This is a genomic window from Oryzicola mucosus (genome assembly GCF_014534685.1).
Lineage (GTDB): Bacteria > Pseudomonadota > Alphaproteobacteria > Rhizobiales > Rhizobiaceae > Oryzicola > Oryzicola mucosus.
The window spans coordinates 42,117-61,307 of the sequence record NZ_JACVVX010000005.1 but is presented as its reverse complement, the minus strand read 5'-3'; the positions used below and the strand labels follow the sequence as shown (position 1 = coordinate 61,307).

General features: G+C 62.3%; 16 protein-coding genes. 8 read left to right on the top strand and 8 right to left on the bottom strand.

The window, feature by feature from the left end:
* On the bottom strand, positions 1-1,188 hold the full coding sequence (locus tag ICI42_RS16150) for an MlaE family ABC transporter permease (protein ID WP_188165634.1): 1,188 nt from the start codon (positions 1,186-1,188) through the stop codon (positions 1-3).
* Positions 1,189-1,264: 76 nt separating this feature from the next.
* On the opposite strand from ICI42_RS16150, the gene dgcA reads away from it, so the two are divergent.
* Positions 1,265-2,251, top strand: a complete 987-nt coding sequence (gene dgcA / locus ICI42_RS16145; protein ID WP_188165633.1) for an N-acetyl-D-Glu racemase DgcA — start codon at positions 1,265-1,267, stop codon at positions 2,249-2,251.
* Here the strand turns inward: dgcA and ICI42_RS16140 are convergent.
* Positions 2,221-3,435, bottom strand: coding sequence for an MFS transporter (locus ICI42_RS16140; protein WP_188165632.1), 1,215 nt, complete (start codon positions 3,433-3,435; stop codon positions 2,221-2,223). The genes dgcA and ICI42_RS16140 overlap by 31 nt on opposite strands.
* Before the next feature lie 166 nt (positions 3,436-3,601).
* Between ICI42_RS16140 and ICI42_RS16135 the strand changes: the two genes are divergently transcribed.
* Entirely contained in the window at positions 3,602-4,381 is a 780-nt protein-coding gene (locus tag ICI42_RS16135; protein WP_188165631.1) for an SDR family oxidoreductase, read from the top strand.
* Positions 4,382-4,495: 114 nt separating this feature from the next.
* Positions 4,496-6,820 carry an NADP-dependent malic enzyme gene (locus ICI42_RS16130; RefSeq protein WP_188165630.1) on the top strand — a complete coding sequence of 775 codons (2,325 nt, stop codon included), beginning with the start codon at positions 4,496-4,498 and terminating at the stop codon, positions 6,818-6,820.
* 37 nt (positions 6,821-6,857) lie between these two features.
* Here ICI42_RS16130 and gltX read toward each other — a convergent pair whose 3' ends face one another.
* Together gltX and ICI42_RS16120 are read right to left on the bottom strand one after the other, a co-directional pair.
* Positions 6,858-8,231 carry a glutamate--tRNA ligase gene (gltX, locus tag ICI42_RS16125; protein ID WP_188165629.1) on the bottom strand — a complete coding sequence of 458 codons (1,374 nt, stop codon included), beginning with the start codon at positions 8,229-8,231 and terminating at the stop codon, positions 6,858-6,860.
* Between the two features lie 125 nt (positions 8,232-8,356).
* Positions 8,357-10,159 (bottom strand): ABC transporter ATP-binding protein, encoded by a 1,803-nt coding sequence (locus tag ICI42_RS16120; protein ID WP_188165628.1) that lies wholly within the window; start codon positions 10,157-10,159, stop codon positions 8,357-8,359.
* A gap of 378 nt (positions 10,160-10,537) precedes the next feature.
* Here ICI42_RS16120 and ICI42_RS16115 point away from each other — a divergent pair, with 378 nt between their 5' ends.
* Both ICI42_RS16115 and ICI42_RS16110 read left to right on the top strand, forming a co-directional pair.
* Positions 10,538-10,897, top strand: a complete 360-nt coding sequence (locus ICI42_RS16115; RefSeq protein WP_188165627.1) for a diacylglycerol kinase — start codon at positions 10,538-10,540, stop codon at positions 10,895-10,897.
* An 11-nt stretch (positions 10,898-10,908) separates the two neighbouring features.
* Positions 10,909-11,493 carry a hemerythrin domain-containing protein gene (locus tag ICI42_RS16110; protein WP_188165626.1) on the top strand — a complete coding sequence of 195 codons (585 nt, stop codon included), beginning with the start codon at positions 10,909-10,911 and terminating at the stop codon, positions 11,491-11,493.
* Here the strand turns inward: ICI42_RS16110 and ICI42_RS16105 are convergent.
* Together ICI42_RS16105 and ICI42_RS16100 are read right to left on the bottom strand one after the other, a co-directional pair.
* A complete protein-coding gene (locus tag ICI42_RS16105) occupies positions 11,490-12,071 on the bottom strand; it encodes a DedA family protein (protein ID WP_188165625.1) in 582 nt (193 codons plus the stop codon). The genes ICI42_RS16110 and ICI42_RS16105 overlap by 4 nt on opposite strands.
* Positions 12,068-12,625, bottom strand: a complete 558-nt coding sequence (locus ICI42_RS16100; RefSeq protein ID WP_188165624.1) for a DUF1003 domain-containing protein — start codon at positions 12,623-12,625, stop codon at positions 12,068-12,070. The genes ICI42_RS16105 and ICI42_RS16100 overlap by 4 nt, the downstream gene beginning before the upstream one ends.
* Before the next feature lie 173 nt (positions 12,626-12,798).
* Here ICI42_RS16100 and ICI42_RS16095 point away from each other — a divergent pair, with 173 nt between their 5' ends.
* The 3 genes from ICI42_RS16095 to ICI42_RS16085 are packed head-to-tail and all read left to right on the top strand — an operon-like array spanning position 12,799 to position 16,168.
* Positions 12,799-14,511: an NAD+ synthase gene (locus ICI42_RS16095; protein WP_188165623.1), complete on the top strand. Its 1,713-nt coding sequence runs from the start codon at positions 12,799-12,801 to the stop codon at positions 14,509-14,511.
* Between the two features lie 4 nt (positions 14,512-14,515).
* Complete coding sequence (locus tag ICI42_RS16090; RefSeq protein WP_230980405.1) at positions 14,516-14,956, top strand: GNAT family N-acetyltransferase; 441 nt, start codon at positions 14,516-14,518, stop codon at positions 14,954-14,956.
* A gap of 3 nt (positions 14,957-14,959) precedes the next feature.
* Entirely contained in the window at positions 14,960-16,168 is a 1,209-nt protein-coding gene (locus ICI42_RS16085) for an MFS transporter (RefSeq protein ID WP_188165622.1), read from the top strand.
* 67 nt (positions 16,169-16,235) lie between these two features.
* Here the strand turns inward: ICI42_RS16085 and ICI42_RS16080 are convergent, their stop codons facing one another.
* Together ICI42_RS16080 and gor are read right to left on the bottom strand one after the other, a co-directional pair.
* Positions 16,236-17,612, bottom strand: coding sequence for a class II 3-deoxy-7-phosphoheptulonate synthase (locus ICI42_RS16080; protein ID WP_188165621.1), 1,377 nt, complete (start codon positions 17,610-17,612; stop codon positions 16,236-16,238).
* Positions 17,613-17,755: 143 nt separating this feature from the next.
* Positions 17,756-19,150, bottom strand: a complete 1,395-nt coding sequence (gor, locus tag ICI42_RS16075) for a glutathione-disulfide reductase (protein ID WP_188165620.1) — start codon at positions 19,148-19,150, stop codon at positions 17,756-17,758.
* Between the last annotated feature and the right edge of the window lie 41 nt (positions 19,151-19,191).

Here is a 19,191-nt window from a genome sequence, read left to right as displayed (position 1 = left end):
TCAGAAGTCGATAGCCGCGTAGAACATGGCGAACAAGCCGTCGAGAACGATGACGACGAAGATGGATTTGACCACGGAGCTTGTGACCTGCTTGCCCAGCGATTCCGCGCTGCCGCCGACCTTCATGCCCTCCACCGACGCGATGGTGCCGATGATCAAGGCCATGAACGGCGCCTTGATGAGGCCTGCGGCGAGCGTGCTGAAGTCGATGGCGGTTTGCAGCCGGTCCAGAAATGCCGCGGGCGGAATGTCCGAATAGGCCCATGTCGTGACCATGCCGCCGCCAAGGGCTGCGAAATTGGCCAGGATGGTAAGGCATGGCAGCGCCACCATCAGCGCCACGAGACGCGGAAAGACCAGCACGCCGATCGGGTTGAGGCCGATTACCTTCAGCGCGTCGATCTCCTCACGCATCTTCATCGAGCCGATCTCGGCGGTGATGGCGCTGCCGGAGCGGCCGGCAATCATGATCGCGGTGAGCAGCACGCCCATTTCGCGCAGGACGAGCACGCCGACGAGATCGACGACGAAGATATCGGCGCCGAAATAGGAGAGCTGGAAGGCGCCCTGCTGCGCCACAATCGCGCCGACGATGGCCGACATCAGCGTGACCACGGGAATGGCGCCGACGCCCATGCGGTCGATCTGGTTGAAGATCGCAGCGGGATTGATGGAATAGCCGCGGCCAAGCTTCATCTGCGCGCCGCTGATGGTCGAGCCCAGAATATTCATGGCGGCGAGAAAATCGTCGCGCATCTCGTAGACGCCGCGGCCGATGGCTTCCAAGAAACGGATGAGCAGGTTGGGCTGAACGTCCTCGATCTTCTGTTCGCCGCCGCGCGTCGCCTCGGCAATGGCGTTCAACAGGATGTCGGCGACCTCGCTCTTGCCGGAAATGGTGATCTCGGCGCCCTTGGTTTCCATCGACTGGGCCATGCGGTCGATCAGCCAGGCGCCGGCCGTATCCATCTTCTCGATGCCGGCGAGGTCGAGATTGACGCGTTTGCCGGTATTACCAGCCTCGATGCCACGCATATCGGCATCCACCAGCGAGACGGTGCGCGTGGTCCAGATGCCGGTAAAAGCGCATTCGAGCACACCATCGCGCTCTTCCGCCGTGACGGCGGGACGGTGATTGCTTTCAGATGCGCCCGCGCCGCTTGCGTCACGCTTGCCGATGGTCAACATGATTCACTCTTAAACTGCCCGGTGCGAGGTGTCGATTTAGCTCGCAACCCAGCCGGGTTGAAAGGAGCGAATAATTATGGCGCGTTGCATTTCGGTCGAAGCGGAGCGCTTTCCAATCGCAGGAACGTTTACGATCTCGCGCGGTTCCAAGACCGAAGCCGAGGTTCTGGCCTGCACCATCACGCAAGACGGCTTTTCGGGCCGGGGCGAATGTGTTCCCTATCGCCGCTATGGCGAGACCCTGGACAGCGTTCGGCAGAGCCTGGCGTCGGCCAGCGAGGCAATTTGTCAGGGCGCGACGAGACAGGAGTTGCTGAGGCTCATGCCTGCGGGCGCGGCGCGCAACGCCGTCGACTGCGCACTCTGGGACCTCGAAGCCAAGATGACGGGCAAAAGCGTTCAGGACCTTGCGGGCCTGGGTGCACTGAGGCCGCTCACCACGGCATATACGCTTTCGTTGGGCGCACCGGAGACGATGGCAGCGCAGGCACGCGACAACGCATCCCGTCCTCTGCTGAAGGTCAAGATTGGCGGCGGCGCGGAAGACATCGAGCGCATCCGCGCCGTTTCCCAAGCGGCGCCCAATGCCCGAATCATCCTGGACGCGAACGAGGGATGGACGGCTGAGACGTTGATGGAAAACGTGCAGGCTGCGGCCGAACTGGGCGTCGCGCTGATCGAGCAGCCGCTGCCTGCCGGCTCCGATGCAATGCTGGGCGAAATCCCGCATCCGGTGCCGATCTGCGCAGACGAGAGCGTTCATGACAGCGCGACGCTGGAGGCGCTGGTCGGCCGCTACGATGCGGTGAACATCAAGCTGGACAAGACAGGCGGCCTCACCGAAGCGCTTGTCCTGCATAAAAGGGCGCGCGAACTCGGATTTCAGATCATGGTCGGCTGCATGGTCGGCACTTCGCTCGCCATGGCGCCGGCTGTGCTTCTTGCGCAAGATGCGGAATTCGTCGATCTCGACGGGCCGCTGCTTCTGGCGCGGGACCGGGAGCCCGGGCTTCGTTACGAGGGGTCCCTGGTCTATCCGCCCTTGCCGGCTTTGTGGGGATAGCGTCGGCTGTAAAGCACCATCCCCAGCGCGATGGCTGACACCCCTGCCATGACATAAAAGCCGTTCTGCTCGAAACGCTGGTAGAGCGGGCCGGAGATGAGCGTGACAGCGGCCATCGCCATGCCATTGGCGAAATACGCGACGGCCTGCGCCCTGCCCGTCTTCTCTTCGGCGATGCTCTCAGCGATCAGTTTCTGCAAGCTGATGAGCATCAGGCCAACGGTGAAGGCATGCAGCGACTGGGCGAGGAAGAAGCCGACAGTGCCCAGGCCGAGCGGAAGGACGAGCGGATAAAGGCACCAGCGCACAATCGACATGGCCGCCGACACCGCAAGCATCATTCCAACGCTGCGCCGCCCGAAGACACGGTTGAACGCGAGAAACATGCCCACTTCCGCGACCACCGCCGAGGTCCAGAGCGCGCCGATCATGGGAGAGCTTAGACCGATCGACCTCCAGTAGATCGAGCTGAAGGCATAGAGAAAGCCGTGGCTGCCGACGATAAGGCCGGCCGCGATGACCAGCAGCAGCAAACGCGGCTCGAACAGGGCGTCGTCAACCTTTTGCAAAGAGACATCGGGCACAGGCATGGCTTTTCGCGGCGGCCCCAGCCGGGGTGCGAACAAAGTCGCGGCGAGCCATGCGACAAATGTCAACGAAATCATGATCGGCACCGACCCAACCCCGGCAACGGCAAGGATGAGCCCGCCGACGAAATTGGCGCAGAAATAGGCGATAGAGCCCCAAATCCGCATGCTGGTGTAATTCGAACGGAAACGCCGAACGCCCGACAGCGCCAGAGAATCGGTGACGGTGGCATGCGGCGTCATGAAGATCGCCAGCAGCAGCGAGACGATCAGGACCGTCAGATAGGAATGATCGAGAAAATAGCCCAGCGACACGATAAGCGACCCGCCGGCCAGGACGATCATGACATTGGCGCGATCCCTCGCACGATCGGCGAAGGCGGTGATCAGCGATGTCGTGAATCCGCGCAGGAAGATCGGGGCGCCCAGGATCACGGCGATCTGCTCCGGTCCGAGCCCATTGGCTTCAAGCCACAGCGGAAGATAGGGCAAATGGATACCGCCAGAGAGAAATCCGGCGGCATAGATGAAGGACATCCGCAGCTCGAAAGCGCGCGGCCTGACCATCTGTTCGGCTGTTAGCGGCGGAAGCGACATGACCCGGATTCACGGCGCGATTCCTGCGCCTCAAGGTGCTGTATCACGCATGGGTTTGGCTGATAAGCCGTTGGTCCAACGGATAATTTCAAACGACTTCGACAGTGCGAGGTTGCCAGTCCGTATGCCTGTTCGTTAGGGTCGGCGGAAACAAGGGAGCGTGATCATGGACCTGGGTATTCGCGGCAAAAAAGCGATCGTCTGCGCCTCGAGCAAGGGCATCGGCAAGGGATGTGCCGCGGCATTGGCGGAAGCCGGCTGCGACCTGACGCTGAACGCGCGCAGCGCCGAAGTGCTGGCGGTGACCGCGAAAGAGCTTCGCAAGACCTATGGCGTTGCCGTGAACGAGGTCGCGGGCGATATCTCGCGACCCGAGATCCAGGAAGCGTTGCTCGCCGCCTGTCCGCAGCCCGACATATTGGTCAACAACAATGGCGGCCCGCCCTTCCGCGATTTCCGCGAACTCGACCGCGCGGCAATCCTGCAGGGCGTTACCCAGAACATGGTGACGCCGATCGAACTGATCAAAGCCGTCATCGACGGCATGGCGGAGCGGCGTTTCGGCAGGATCGTCAACATCACCTCGCTCTCGGTCTATCAGCCGATCCCGGGCCTCGACCTTTCGTCGGGCGCACGCGCGGGCCTGACCGCCTTCCTCGCCGGCGTTGCCCGAACCGTCGCCGACAAGAACGTGACGATCAACCAATTGCTGCCGGGGAAGATCGACACCGACCGCCTGCGCGGCCCCCACAAGCCGGGAAGCGTCGAGACACCGGAGGAGGCCGAAGCGCGCAAGAAGCGGATCAGCGCGGACATTCCCGCCGGCAGGCTCGGCACCTCTGAGGAGTTCGGCCAGATCTGCGCATTCTTCTGCTCGGTTCATGCCGGATACCTTACCGGCCAGAACATCCCCATCGACGGCGGACACTATGTGAGCGCATTCTGACGCGGCGGCTCCCGACGCTTCGCAAACTCTCGCCAGACCGCTTGATAGCTCAGGCGCTCTGGGACAAAAGTCGGCCGCTGCCGACCGGTCCGGCAGGACAAGGACATACGTGCGATGAATACACCCGAGACAGACAAGAAAGCCGACTTCGACGAGGCGGCTCTGTTCTTCCACAAATACCCGACTCCGGGAAAGCTGGAGATTCAGGCGACGAAGCCGCTCGGCAACCAGCGCGACCTTGCTCTTGCCTACTCGCCCGGCGTCGCCGCGCCGTGCCTTGCGATTCGCGACGATCCGGACACCGCTGCCGATTACACGGCCCGAGCCAACCTCGTCGGCGTCGTCTCCAACGGGTCGGCCGTCCTGGGTCTCGGGAATATCGGACCGCTCGCTTCCAAGCCGGTGATGGAAGGCAAGGCCGTCCTGTTCAAGAAATTTGCCGGCATCGACGTCTTCGACATCGAGATCGACGCCCCCGAGATCCACCGCATGGTCGAAACCGTCGCAGCCCTGGAGCCGACTTTCGGCGGCATCAATCTCGAGGACATCAAAGCGCCCGAGTGCTTCGAGGTCGAGGAACAGCTCAAGGCGCGCATGGGCATTCCGGTGTTCCATGACGACCAGCACGGCACAGCCATCATCGTTGCCGCCGCCGTCCTCAACGCGCTGGAGTTGGCCGGCAAGGACATAAGCAAGGTCAAGATCGTGACCTCCGGCGCCGGCGCGGCCGCTCTCGCCTGCCTCAACCTGCTCGTCTCGCTCGGCGCCGAGATCGGCAACATCTGGGTCACCGACCGTTTCGGCGTCGCCTATAAGGGCCGCGTCGACGAGATGGACCGCTGGAAGGACCCTTACGTCAAGGATACCGAGGCGCGCACGCTGGCCGATGTGATCGGCGGCGCAGACGTCTTCCTCGGCCTGTCGGCTGCGGGTGTACTGAAGCCCGACTTGCTGCATCTCATGGCCGACAAGCCTCTGATCCTCGCGCTCGCCAACCCAAATCCCGAGATCATGCCGGAGGCAGCGCGTGCGGCGCGGCCCGACGCGATGATCTGCACCGGACGCTCCGATTTTCCCAATCAGGTCAACAACGTCCTCTGCTTCCCGTATATTTTCCGCGGTGCGCTCGACTGCGGCGCGCGCGCCATCAACGAAGACATGAAGATGGCGGCGGTACGCGCAATCGCAGCCCTTGCACGCGAGGAACCATCGGATGTCGCCGCGCGAGCCTATTCGGGCGAGACGCCAATCTTCGGGCCGGATTTCCTGATCCCCTCGCCCTTCGACCCACGCCTCATCCTGCGCATTGCGCCGGCCGTCGCCAAGGCAGCCTGTGAAACCGGCGTAGCAAACCGCCCGATCGCCGACATGGCGGCCTATGTCGAAAAGCTGACGCGATTCGTGTTCCGCTCCGGCCTGATCATGAAGCCGATCTTCTCGACGGCGAAGGCGGCATCGGCGAAACGCGTCGTCTATGCCGATGGCGAGGATGAGCGCGTGCTGCGCGCGGCCCAGGTGGTGCTGGAGGAAGGCATCGCCCAACCGATCCTGATCGGCCGCCCGCAGGTCATCGATGCGCGTCTCGAGCGCTATGGCCTGCGCATCCGGCGCGGCACCGATTTCGACTTCATCAACCCGGAGGACGATCCACGCTACCGCGTCTATGTCGACCTGCTGATTGAACTCGGCGGACGACGCGGTGTCACGCCCGAAGCCGCCCGCAACATGGTGCGCACCGACAACACCGTAATCGCTGCGCTCGCGGTGAAACGCGGTGAGGCGGAGGCCATGATCTGCGGCCTCGAAGGCCGCTTCGCCCGGCATCTGCGGCAGGTGAACCTGATCATCGGCCCGCGTCCGCATATTACCGATCACGACCTCTCCACCCTGTCGATGCTGATCTCGCAGCGCGGCGTGCTGTTTCTGACCGACACCTATGTGACGATCGATCCGAGTGCCGAGGAAATCGCGGAGATGACAATCCTCGCGGCCGAGGAAATCCGCCGCTTCGGCATCGAGCCCAAGGCAGCGCTTCTGTCTTATTCCGACTTCGGATCGCGCGATGCCGAAAGCGCGCAAAAGATGCGCAAGGCCGCCCAGATTCTCGCAAGCCGCGTGCCCGACCTGGAATGCGACGGAGAAATGCATGCCGATTCCGCACTGTCTGAAGCGCTCCGCCAGCGGGTCTATCCGCATTCGCGGCTGACGGGCGAGGCCAATCTGCTGGTGTTTCCGAGCCTCGACGCAGCCAACATCACATTGACGGCGCTGCGGACGATGCTGGATGCGCTGCATGTCGGACCGATCCTGCTCGGCACAGACAAGCCCGCTCATATCCTGACCCCGTCGGTCACCTCGCGCGGCGTGGTCAACATGACCGCGCTCGCAGTGGCGGAAGCCGCGCATAAGGCGCAGGCGACGCTCATCGAAACCGCCTGACCTCGTCAGGCGGAAATTCGCATCGGGACTCCCGCTATCAAGGGCGCCGGGCCAATGTTCCTTCCCGACCGAGAAGCGGCAGGAGATCGGCGAGCTCCGGCCCCTGCTCCCGCCCGGTGAGCGCAAGCCTCAATGGCATGAACAGCGCCTTGCCCTTGCGGCCGGTGGCTTCCTTGACCTTACCGGTCCAATCCCGCCAGACAGAGCCGTTCCAGGGCTCTTCCGGCAGCAAGTCGAAGGCATCGCGCAGAAAGATGCGGTCGTCGATCGGCAGGGCCGGCAGTTCGTCAGGTCCGTCGCGCAGGATACGCCACCAGATGGCGGCATCCGAGACTTTCTCGAGATTGCCGCGCACGGCCAGCCAGAAGGCTTCCGCCCGTTCGTCCGAAATGCCGAGTGCGGCAAGCCGGTCACGCACCGCCTCGAAGGGCATGGCGTGCAGCAGCGCCTTGTTGAGCACGACGAGTTCGTCGGGGTCGAATTTCGAGGCGGATTTCGACGTCGAAGCAGGCTCGAACTTTTCCGCAAGCTCGTCCATCGATGCCATTGCGGAGACGTTCTCGGAGGTGCCGACCAGAACCGCCAGCGATGCGACCGCCATCGGCTCGATGCCTTCGCTGCGCAGGCTTTCGATGGAGAGCGCACCGGTGCGCTTGGACAGTCCCTCGCCCGATGTGGTGGTCAGAAGATTGTGATGACCGAAGACCGGCGGTTCGGCGCCCAGCGCCTTGAACAAGGCGATCTGCACGCCGGTGTTGGTGACATGATCGTCGCCCCGGATGATGTGGCTGACGCCCATATCGATGTCGTCGACCACCGAAGGCAGCGTGTAGAGATAGGTGCCGTCGGCGCGAACCAGAACCGGATCCGACAGCGAGGCGAGATCGACGGTCTCTTCGCCGCGAATGAGGTCGTTCCAGGTGATCTCGGTGCGCTCGGTCTCGAACGGGTCGGCGGTGAAATTGGGCAGCAGGAAGCGCCAATGCGGCTTGCGACCCTCGCTTTCGAGTTCCGCGCGCTCGTCGGCGGTGAGCTTGAGCGCTTCGCGGCCGTAGACGGGCGGCAGGCCGCGCGTCCGCCGCACCTTGCGGCGCAGGTCGAGCTCTTCGGGCGTCTCGTAGCAGGGATAGAGCACTCCCGCCGCCTTCAGCCGCTCCATCGCGTCGGCATAAAGGTCGAAACGCCTGGATTGATACTCGGTGGCATCCGGGAAGATACCCAGCCAGTGGATGTCGTAGAGGATTCCGTCGGCATATTCCTGCTTCGACCGCTCGACGTCGGTGTCGTCGAAGCGCTGGATGAAGCGGCCCTTGTTTTTGAGCGCGAACAGCCAGTTGAACAGAGCGGTGCGGGCATTGCCGATATGGATGCGGCCGGTGGGCGACGGGGCGAAACGAACGGTTACTGTCATGGTCGGGCCGTAGCCGATGCTTTCTCAGTTGACAAGGGAGGCTTCCAAAGCCCGGGCCGGCTATAAAAGCCGGAAGCAGCGAAAAAAAGGCGGCGGACGCGCCGCCGCCTCTTTCAGGCCCGCAATCAGGCCAGGCCCTGGGTCAATTCCAGCGCCTGCCGCTCGAACAGGCGCCGGTAGATGCCGCCATTGCGCCGCACCAGTTCGGCGTGAGTGCCCTCCTCCACGACACGACCACGGTCGAAGACCAGAAGCCGGTCGAGCGACCGCACCGTCGACAGGCGGTGGGCGATGACCAGCGTGGTGCGGCCGACCATCAGCCGCTCCATAGCCTGCTGGATCAGCACCTCCGATTCAGAATCCAGGCTCGAGGTCGCCTCGTCCAGAATCAGGATCGGCGCATCCGCGAGGAACGCCCGCGCGATGGCGACGCGCTGACGCTCGCCGCCCGACAGCTTCACCCCCCGCTCGCCGACCAGCGTGGCGTAGCCCTTGGGCAGCCGCATGATGAAGTCATGCGCGCTGGCAAGCTTCGCGGCATGCTCGATCTGAGCCATCGTCGCATCCGGCCGGCCATAGGCGATGTTCTCCGCCAGCGACCGGTGGAACAGGATGGGCTCCTGCTGCACGATGGCGACCTGCGAGCGCAGCGAGGACTGCGTGGCATCGGCGATGTTTTGGCCGTCGATCGTGATCCGGCCACCGCTGACATCGTAGAGCCTCTGGATGAGCTTGACGAAGGTCGTCTTGCCCGATCCGGAATGACCCACGAGACCGACGCGCTGGCCTGCCGGGATCGACACCGAGAAGTCGCGATAGAGCGGCTGAAGGTGATTTCCGTAATGGAAAGTCACATTCTGGAACTCGATCGCCCCGTCGCGAATATCGATCTCCGCTGCACCAGGCTTGTCGGCGACGCCCAGATGCTGGGCATGCAGGTCCACCAGTTCCTCCATGTCGTTCACCGAACGCTGGAGGTTGCGGATGTGCATGCCGACATCGCGCAGATAGCCCTGCAGGACGAACAGCGATGTCAGCACGAAGGTGATGTCGCCCGCGCTCGCCTGGCCGGACGACCAGAGGAACAGCGCGAAACCGATCACCGCCATGCGCAGGACAAGCAGCGTCACGCCCTGAACCGTGCCGTTTATGGTGCCGCGCGTCCATGTGCGGCGCGTGCGTTTGCTCCACTTGTCGATGACCTTGCCGAGCCGCGCATCCTCGCGATGCTCGGCGCCGAAGCCCTTGACCACCGCGCTGCAGCTGACCGCATCGGCCATGGCGCCGCCGAGCTTGGTGTCCCAGGCATTGGCGAGGCTGGCGGCCGGCGCGACATAGCCCAGGGACAAGGTGACGGTCAGCGCGACATAGGCGAGCGACCCTATCGCGACGATCAGGCCCATCATCGGCCAGTGCCAACCCAACAGCAGCGTCGAGCCGATCAGCATCACGAAGGACGGCAGAAGCGCGATCAGGATCGTGTCGTTGAGCAGGTCGAGCGCCCACATGCCGCGCGTCACCTTGCGAACGGTCGAGCCGGCGAAGCTGTTGGCGTGCCAGTCGGTCGAAAAGCGCTGGATGCGGTGGAAGGCATCGGCACCGATGTCCTTCATCATCCGCAGCGTCAGCGTGACGATCGCCTGGAACGCCAGATGGCGCACCACGACGGCCGACAGCGACAGCAGCAGCATCGTTACAAACGCTGCGAGCGCGCTGTTCCAGTTTGCCGGATCGCTTGCCGTTCCCGAGGCGACGGCGTCCACCAGGCGCCCGGAATAGAGCGGCGTGAGCACGTCGGCCAGCGTGGACGTCAAAACAAGGACGACGATGAAGGTGAGGCGCAGCGGCTGCAACTGCCAATGCTGCATCGTGAAGCCGAGGACGGAACGGAATGCGCCACCGCGCAAGACAAAGCGAAAACGTGACATGACGAACAAAGACGCGAAAAAACAGCGTCATCCCTTGGGAAGGATCGGAAAGCGACAAAGTTGGAAAAATCGTGTCGCGGTTCAGAGCGCCTGACGGTCAGGCGCGGGGTTCAAAGGGCGCGATAAAACTTCGCGGTCTGAACCATGGGAGACGATGCGGGTACTGGCATGCAAACCTCCCTTTCTGGAGACACGATGGAAAATCGCTATAGCCTATAGGACGGTCGAAGCCAACCCCGACCGGCAAGAAACTGAACAAGCGTGGGCCGGCATGTAGAAAATTTTCGGGATGGCCATGAATGAATAAAGCTCTTCCTGTCTGTTCCTGTATGGCGATCTTGCGCTAAAGCTCGCCACCCAGAGAGACGAGGATTGCGAATGCTGAGGCTTATCGGTGCGTTCAGGAATTCGGCGCGTGCGTTTCGCAGGTTGCTGGGCAGCGAAGCGGCGTTCCAGCAGGAGGTGGTTCTGCTGCTGGCGGCGATTCCGGTCGGCTGGTTCGTCGCCACCTCCTGGCGCAGCTATGCCCTGCTCATCGGCGTGATCCTGCTCCTGATGTTGGTAGAGGTGCTGAACACGGCTATCGAAGCGGCCTGCGACGCGGTCTCCAGCGAGTTCCATCCGGAGATCCAGTTGTCCAAGGACTGCGGTTCCCTGGCCGTGCTGATCACGATCCTGATTGCCGGCGCGGTCTGGGCTATCGCTGTCATCGAGCGTATCGTCGGCGGCCCGATATGAACGGAAGAAGCATGGCCCCTGTCAAAACCGAGCTTGAGCGCCGTCTTGGGCTACCAGACGATCTGAAATGGCTTTTGGCGCGCTATCCGCGCAGCGAGTGGGTGCAGCACGACAATATCGGCGGCATGGCTTCGTTCTGGCTGCAGCGGCACGACATGTTCCGCGAGTTCGGCACGCTCTTGACCGGCGGCATAGCCGACTACCGGGAAGAACGGCTGAGCGCTCCGGATTTCGCCCGCTGGTTCGCACCCCGTCTCAACCGCTTCCTGGGAGATTTGGATGGGCATCACAATGTCGAGGATCATCATTATTTCCCGGCCTTCGCCCGAGCCGAAAGCCGGCTTAAGCGCGGGTTCGAGATTCTGGATGCCGACCATCACAGCATTCACGAGGCGCTGGAACGCAATGCCGAAACCGCCAATGGCTTCATCCGCGCCCTGCAGGAGAGCGAAGACCGACAGCGTTTCGCCGCCGATGCCTATGCCCTGGAGAACGAGCGGCTGGTGGCGATGCTGACCCGGCATCTCACTGATGAGGAAGACCTGATCATCCCGCTGATGCTCGATCGCGGCGACGACGCGCTCACCTCCGCCTAGGCAATCTTCTGGCGCTTCGCCAGCTTGTGCGCCGCAATGGCCGCGATAACAGCCACGACAAGTCCGATACCGAGACCGATGAACAGCTTTTCATGCCGCAGCAGCGCCTTGCCGAGGATCTGTTCCGCGCCAAGGCCGAAGAAATAGCCGAGCGTCACAAACAGTGCCGCCCATGCAGCCGATGACGCCGCGTTGAACACCAAAAAACGCCAGACAGCGATGCCGGAGAGCCCGGCAGCGACACCGCCCACCAGCCGCATGCCGTAGATGAAACGGTTGGACAGCACGAACAAGTCCGGGTGCTTCCTGACCATCTCGTAGGCATGGCTGAAGCCGGGGCGTTCGCGCATCGCAAGCACGCGCGGGTGATCGGAAAAGCGTCGGCCAAGCACGAAGAATCCGGTATCGCCGATAAAGGCACCCATGAAAGCGGCGATATAGACCGCCGCCGTATGCAACACATGCTGGTGAGCGAAAAAGCCGCCGATGATGGCGACGCTTTCGCCTTCGGCGATGCAGCCGATGAAGACGACGATCAAACCATAGCGCTCGATGAGGAAATGCAGCGTGTCGGTCATGCGCTGGTCTTCCCGCCCTGCTTTTCGATGCGGTCGAGCTGCGCGGCTATTCTGGCGAACTCCTCCCGCATTGCGATAATTTCCTGGCGCCGCAACTCATCAAATTTTTCGTGCAAGGCCATGATTTCAATCTCGGATTTCAGGTTGACCGCATAGTCGTGAGAAGCGTCGACACGATCCCGTTCGGCCTGGCGGTTCTGCGACATCATGATCACCGGCGCCTGAAGCGCCGCGAGCATGGAGAGGATCAGGTTGAGGAAAATGAAGGGATAGGGATCGAAGGCATCGCCGGCAAGAAGGTAGACGTTTCCGACCGTCCAGATCAGCAGGAATACCAGAAACGTGATGATGAAGCTCCAGGAGCCGCCAACACGCGCAATGACATCGGCAAGCCGTTGACCCTTGCTCTCGGATTTATCGAGGTGGTCGTTGACGTTCTGCGTGACCGCGTGGCGATCGATTGCACTCTGCAACACCTTCTGGTCCAGTTCGCTGAGACTATCCGGGCGCCGGGTCAACCAGCGTTCCGCAAGATCCTCTACTGTCTTGGCCATGAACTCGTCCCTCCCGCAGCGATGCTACCTTATACGGAGAGACCTGCAAGACAGCCACCAAAACGGCTGCATGGTACCAACCATCACATCCTGAAGGCCTGAACATTCGCTGGAACGCAGTGGCACAAACGAACCGTGTTGCTCCATCGCCGGCCTCGCGCTAAACCCCAGAAATGATGAAAAAGTCCGATCCTGATATCCTCCGCATCGCGGTCGCCCAGCTCAACCCGACCGTGGGCGACATCGCCGGCAATCTTGCCAAGGCGCGGGAAGCGCGCGCGGATGCCGCGCGCCAGGGCGCGGATCTCGTTTTGTTCACCGAACTGTTTCTGGCCGGCTATCCACCCGAAGACCTCGTGCTCAAGCCGGCATTCCTGAAAGCCTGCGAGGATGCGGCCGACAGCATCGCTAGCGACACGGCGGATGGCGGTCCCGGGATCATTATTGGCGTGCCGCTCAAGCGCAAGAGCGGGATCCACAACGCCGTCATCGTGGCCGATGGCGGCAAGGTCATCGCCGAACGCTACAAGATCGATCTGCCAAACTATGGCGAATTCGACGAGAAGCGCGTGTTCCAGCCCGGCCCGGACATGCCGGGACCTGTCAACTATCGTGGCGTGCGGCTGGGCATCCCGATCTGCGAGGACATCTGGGGCGAGCTCGGCGTCTGCGAAACGCTGAGCGAGAGCGGCGCGGAAATCCTGCTGGTGCCCAACGGCTCGCCCTATTATCGCGGCAAGGTCGACATAAGGCATCAGGTCGCGATCAGGCAGGTGATCGAGACCGGACTGCCGATGCTTTACGCAAACATGCTGGGCGGGCAGGACGAACTGGTCTTCGACGGCGCGTCATTCGCGATTTCCGCCGACAAGTCGCTGGCTTTCCAAATGAGCCAGTTCGAGGAGACGGTGGCGCTGACCACCTGGAAGCGCCGCCGCGCCGCCGAAGGCGCGCAAGCAGAAGACTTTGATGGCTGGGACTGCACGGACGGGCCAATGTCGCGCATTCCTGAAAAGGAAGAGGCCGACTATCGCGCCTGTCTTCTCGGGCTGCGGGACTACGTCAACAAGAACGGTTTCAAGAACGTCGTGCTCGGCCTGTCGGGCGGCATCGATTCGGCGATCTGCGCGGCCCTTGCCGTCGATGCCCTGGGCGAAGAGCGGTTGCGGGCCGTGATGATGCCATACCGCTACACCTCCAAGGATTCGTTCAAGGATGCCGAGGATTGCGCCAAGGCGCTGGGCTGCCGCTACGACATCGTGCCGATCTTCGAGCCGGTGGACGGCTTCATGAAGGCGCTGGAGCCGCTTTTCGAAGGCACCGAGCAGGGCATTACCGAGGAAAATCTGCAGAGCCGCGCGCGCGGCACCATCCTCATGGCGATTTCCAACAAGTTCGGGTCGATGGTGGTGACCACCGGCAACAAGTCGGAGATGTCGGTGGGCTACGCCACGCTGTATGGCGACATGAATGGCGGATTCAATCCGATCAAGGACCTCTACAAGATGCAGGTCTACGCGCTGTCGCGCTGGCGCAACGCCAATGTGCCTGCGGGTGCGCTCGGCCCATCGGGAATCGTCATCCCCACCAACATCATCGACAAGGCGCCTTCGGCAGAGTTGCGCGAGAACCAGACCGACCAAGATTCTCTGCCGCCCTATCCGGTGCTGGACGATATCCTCGAATGCCTGGTGGAGGGCGAGATGGGGACGGAAGAGATCGTAGCGCGTGGCCATGACGAGGCGACTGTGCATCGCATCGAACATCTCCTCTACATCGCCGAATACAAGCGCCGCCAGGCAGCACCGGGGGTGAAGATCACGCGCAAGAATTTCGGCCGCGATCGTCGCTATCCGATCACAAACAGGTTCAGAGACAGGGGATAAGCCCTTGTCTTTGAAAGAAGAACGGTTGGAAATCAGCTTCGATCCGGCGCGCATCGACATCGCCGAAACCAGCCGGCTGATGCGCGAAACTTACTGGGGAGCAGGTCGAACGCTGGAACTGGACCGCGTGGCTTTCGAGAACTCGCTTTGCGTAGCGGGTTACCTCAATGGCAAGCAGGTGGCTTTCGGCCGGGCGATCACCGATCATGCGCTGTTCGCGCATATCTCCGACATTCTGGTCTGGCCGGAGCACCGCGGGCATGGTTTCGGCGTGGCACTGGTCGAGGCTTTGCTGAACCACCCGACAATCGCGAAAGTCCCGTCGGTCAGCCTCAACACCGCCGATGCGCATAGTTTATACGAGAAATTCGGCTTCAAGCGCGTGGCCGACGGTATGCATATGAAGCGCATGAGGCAGCTGCCAAGCGCGCAGAGCCAGGGATAGCAGATGCTGGGATTTGTCCGCGAGAACGGTCGATGGATCGCGGGCGGCTTTCTGCTGACGCTCGGTTCGACCTTTGGCCAAACCTCCTTCATTTCGCTCTCTGCCGGCCATATCCGCGAGGAATATGGCCTGAGCCATGGGGGTTTCGGCACGGTGTATATGGTGGCCACGCTGGCGAGCGCCTTCACGCTCCCCACCTTCGGCCAGATCGTCGACCGCAGGACTGTGCGCAATGTTGTCCTGCTGGTGGTGCCGATGCTCGGTGTGGCGGCTTTGGCCATGGCGCTGTCGCAGCATCTCGTAACGCTGCTGATCGCTATCTACCTCCTGCGCCTGTTCGGCCAAGGCATGATGGTTCATGTCGCCTATACGGCTGCCGCCCGGTGGTTTTCGGCCCAGCGCGGCCGCGCGCTGTCCTTCATCATCCTCGGTCACAATGCGGGCGATGCCGTGTTGCCGTTCTGCTTCGTCTCCATCGTAGCCGCAATCGGCTGGCGAAACGGCTGGCTGCTTGCCGCCGGCATACTGGTCTTCGCCGCCCTGCCCGTCATCGCCATGCTGGTGAGGATCGACCGCCAGCCCAGTGCATCCGAGCCGCCGCGCCGGATCGTCGATGCGCGAGACTGGACGCGCAGGGAAGTCGTGCGCGACCCGGTTTTCTACCTCGCCATGATGGGCGTGATGGCACCGGGCTTCATCGTCACCACCGTGTTCTTCCATCAGGTCTATCTGGTGGAGTTGCGTGGCTGGTCGTTGGAACTGTTTGCCGCGTCCTTTGCGCTGACCGCCCTTGTGAATTCGGGTTTTACGCTCGTTTCGGGCCAGTTGATCGACCGCTTCTCCGGCGTCGCGCTGTTTCCTTACGTACTGTTGCCTTTGGGAGCGGCGTGTTTCGTCCTCGGACTGGTCGAGGCGCAGTGGGCGGTTGCCGCCTTCATGATCTTCCTCGGCATCTCCAACGGCCTGACCACGACGCTGTTCGGCGCGGTCTGGCCGGAAATCTATGGCCTGAAGCATCTAGGCTCGATCCGTGCGCTGATCGTCTCGGCAACGGTTTTTGCCTCGGCGGCAGGCCCTGGCCTGACCGGCGTCCTGATCGATGCCGGAGTGCCCTACCCGGCGCAGATCGTCGCCATGGGCCTCTACTGCGTTCTGATCTCGGGCGTGCTGTTCTACGTCACGCGCCGCGTCGAAGCGCGCGCGGCAGTCTGACCAAGGATTGACAAGAAAGGCGCCGGATCGCTCCGACGCCTTTCTTCGATCGCCAATTCGCAAAGCTTCAGGCTGCGTCGGCAGTCTTCTTGTCCTGGGCCGGCACGCTCTTCTTGAGCAGGTCGGACACCAGGAACGCCAGATCGATCGCCTGATCCGCATTGAGGCGGGGATCGCAGTGGGTGTGGTAGCGGTCCTGCAGTTCCTCGTCGCGGATGGCGCGGGCGCCGCCGGTGCATTCGGTGACGTTCTTGCCGGTCATCTCGACATGGACGCCGCCGGGGTGAGACCCTTCCGCGCGATGGATTTCGAAGAAGCTCTTCACTTCGCTCATGATCCGGTCGAACGGACGTGTCTTGTAGCCTGCGGCCGTGATGGTGTTGCCGTGCATCGGATCGCAGGACCAGACCACCTTGCGGCCTTCCTTCTGCACCGCGCGGATCAGCTTGGGCAGATGGTCGGCGACCTTGTCGGAGCCGAAGCGTGCGATCAGGGTCAGACGGCCCGGCTCGTTTTCGGGGTTGAGCAGATCGATCAGTTGCAACAGACCATCCGGCGACAGCGACGGGCCGCATTTCAGGCCGAGCGGGTTCTTGATGCCGCGGCAGTATTCGATATGCGCATGGTCGGGCTGGCGGGTGCGGTCGCCGATCCAGATCATGTGGCCCGAGGTTGCGTACCAATCGCCCGAAGTCGAATCGACGCGGGTCAACGCCTCTTCGTAACCGAGCAGGAGAGCTTCGTGGCTGGTGTAGAAATCGGTCTCGCGCAGCGCGTAATTGTGCTCCGAGGTGATGCCTACGGCCCGCATGAAGTCCATCGTCTCGGTGATGCGGTTGGCCAGCACCTCGTAGCGTTCGCCCTGCGGGCTGTTGGAAACGAAGCCGAGCATCCACTTGTGCACGTTCTCAAGGCTGGCATAGCCACCCTGGGCGAAGGCGCGCAGGAGGTTGAGCGTGGCTGCCGATTGCCGGTAGGCCATTTCCTGACGCGCGGGATCAGGCACACGCGACTTCTCGTCGAAGTCGATGCCGTTGATGATGTCGCCGCGATAGGACGGCAGGGTCACGTCGCCCTTGGTCTCATTGTCGGACGAGCGCGGCTTGGCGAACTGACCGGCGATGCGGCCGACCTTCACCACGGGCTGCGACCCGGCGAAGGTGAGCACGACCGACATCTGCAGGAACACGCGGAAGAAGTCGCGGATGTTGTCCGCGCCATGTTCCGCAAAGCTCTCCGCGCAATCCCCGCCCTGGAGCAGGAAGGCTTCGCCATTGGCCACGGCAGCAAGCTGTTTCTTCAGCTTGCGCGCCTCACCTGCAAAAACAAGCGGCGGAAAGGTCGCGAGACGAGCCTCGGTTTCGGCAAGCGCTGCCGCGTCCGGAAAGGCCGGCACCTGCTGGATGGGCATGCCTCTCCAGGAATTCGGTGACCATTTCGTCATGTTCGTAACCTAACTTGAAAGTACGGATCCTTTTGTCCGCAACTGATTGCCCGCAATCGTGCGGGGAACGCGGCTCCCATACACGAAGCTACTGATCTATACCACCCCCGGAACGCAGCCGACGCCAGACGGGGAAAGCACAGTCAGCCGATGCGGTTTCCGTCCTTCACCAGATAGGTTGGCTTGTAGAGCGTTACCAGTTCCTCCGCAGCGCTCGGGTGAACCGCCATGGTCGCGTCGAAATCGTCCTTCGTCAGCCCGGCCTTGACCGAAATGCCGAGAAGCTGCGCCATCTCGCCCGCGTCGGGTCCGAGCACATGCGCACCGATGACCTTGCGGGTATCGGCATCGACGACCAGCTTCATCAGCATGCGCTCATCACGCCCGGCCAGGATGTTTCGCATCGGCCGAAAGCTGGTGCGGTAGATTTCGAGATTGGGATATTTGTGCGCCGCATCGTCCTCGGACAGGCCGACTGTGCCGATCTCGGGCTGGGAAAAGACGGCCGTCGGGATGGTATCGTAGTCCGGCTTGGTTGGGTTGTTCTTGAAGATGGTCTCAATCAGGCACATCGCCTCGTGGATCGCCACCGGGGTCAGCTGGACGCGGTTGGTGACGTCGCCGATGGCCCAGATATTCTCGACATTGGTCTGGGAATAATCGTCGACCAAGATTGCACCGGTCGCCTCGTCGAGTTTTACGCCGGCGTCTTCAAGGCCAAGGTCCTCGGTGTTGGGTCGGCGGCCGACAGCCTGCATGACCTGATCGGCAATGAGAACCTCGTCGGTGTTGAGGTGGACCTCCAGACGCCCATCGCCGCGCTTGACCACCTGCTTGCTCACCGCATGGCAGACGATGCGGATGCCTTTCTTCTCCATCTCCTCATGCAGGGCCTTGCGCAGGTCCATGTCGAAACGATTGAGGATTTCATGACCTCGATAGACCAGCGTGGTGGTTACGCCGAGACCGTGAAAGATGTTGGCAAACTCGACGGCGATGTAGCCCCCGCCCTCGACAACGATGGCCTTGGGCAGTTCAGGCAGATCGAAGGCTTCGTTCGAGGTGATGCAGTGCTCATAGCCCGGAAGCGCAGGCCGGTCGCTGGGCCGGCCGCCGGTGGCGATCAAAATCTGATCGGCGGTCACCAACCGTCCATCGACTTCCAACCGGATCGTATGCGCATCGACGAGCGTGGCTCTGGTGTCGAATGCGATCGCGCTCGATGCCTCGACATTGCGCTTATAGATGCCCTCAAGGCGAGTGATTTCGCGTTCCTTGGCCTCGACCAGCTTTTTCCAGTCGAACGAGGTCTCGGGCACCGACCAGCCGTAGCCTACCGCGTCCCTGAACTGTTCGTGAAACTGCGAAGCATAGACATAGAGCTTCTTGGGCACGCAGCCCCTGATAACGCAGGTGCCGCCAAAGCGGAATTCTTCGGCGACCGCGACCCGCTTTCCCAAAGCCGCCGCCACGCGCGATGCCCTTACACCGCCAGAGCCGCCCCCAATGACGAAGAGGTCATAGTCGTATTGGGTCATACGGAATGCTCCTGGAAGAAAGACGGTATTCAGTTATGCGC

Excerpts from the sequence above, each read along its gene's own strand:
- ICI42_RS16150 (WP_188165634.1), bottom strand. The coding sequence starts at position 1,188 with ATGTTGACCATCGGCAAGCGTGACGCAAGCGGCGCGGGCGCATCTGAA.
- dgcA (WP_188165633.1), top strand. The coding sequence starts at position 1,265 with ATGGCGCGTTGCATTTCGGTCGAAGCGGAGCGCTTTCCAATCGCAGGA.
- ICI42_RS16140 (WP_188165632.1), bottom strand. The coding sequence starts at position 3,435 with ATGTCGCTTCCGCCGCTAACAGCCGAACAGATGGTCAGGCCGCGCGCT.
- ICI42_RS16135 (WP_188165631.1), top strand. The coding sequence starts at position 3,602 with ATGGACCTGGGTATTCGCGGCAAAAAAGCGATCGTCTGCGCCTCGAGC.
- ICI42_RS16130 (WP_188165630.1), top strand. The coding sequence starts at position 4,496 with ATGAATACACCCGAGACAGACAAGAAAGCCGACTTCGACGAGGCGGCT.
- gltX (WP_188165629.1), bottom strand. The coding sequence starts at position 8,231 with ATGACAGTAACCGTTCGTTTCGCCCCGTCGCCCACCGGCCGCATCCAT.
- ICI42_RS16120 (WP_188165628.1), bottom strand. The coding sequence starts at position 10,159 with ATGTCACGTTTTCGCTTTGTCTTGCGCGGTGGCGCATTCCGTTCCGTC.
- ICI42_RS16115 (WP_188165627.1), top strand. The coding sequence starts at position 10,538 with ATGCTGAGGCTTATCGGTGCGTTCAGGAATTCGGCGCGTGCGTTTCGC.
- ICI42_RS16110 (WP_188165626.1), top strand. The coding sequence starts at position 10,909 with ATGGCCCCTGTCAAAACCGAGCTTGAGCGCCGTCTTGGGCTACCAGAC.
- ICI42_RS16105 (WP_188165625.1), bottom strand. The coding sequence starts at position 12,071 with ATGACCGACACGCTGCATTTCCTCATCGAGCGCTATGGTTTGATCGTC.
- ICI42_RS16100 (WP_188165624.1), bottom strand. The coding sequence starts at position 12,625 with ATGGCCAAGACAGTAGAGGATCTTGCGGAACGCTGGTTGACCCGGCGC.
- ICI42_RS16095 (WP_188165623.1), top strand. The coding sequence starts at position 12,799 with ATGATGAAAAAGTCCGATCCTGATATCCTCCGCATCGCGGTCGCCCAG.
- ICI42_RS16085 (WP_188165622.1), top strand. The coding sequence starts at position 14,960 with ATGCTGGGATTTGTCCGCGAGAACGGTCGATGGATCGCGGGCGGCTTT.
- ICI42_RS16080 (WP_188165621.1), bottom strand. The coding sequence starts at position 17,612 with ATGACGAAATGGTCACCGAATTCCTGGAGAGGCATGCCCATCCAGCAG.
- gor (WP_188165620.1), bottom strand. The coding sequence starts at position 19,150 with ATGACCCAATACGACTATGACCTCTTCGTCATTGGGGGCGGCTCTGGC.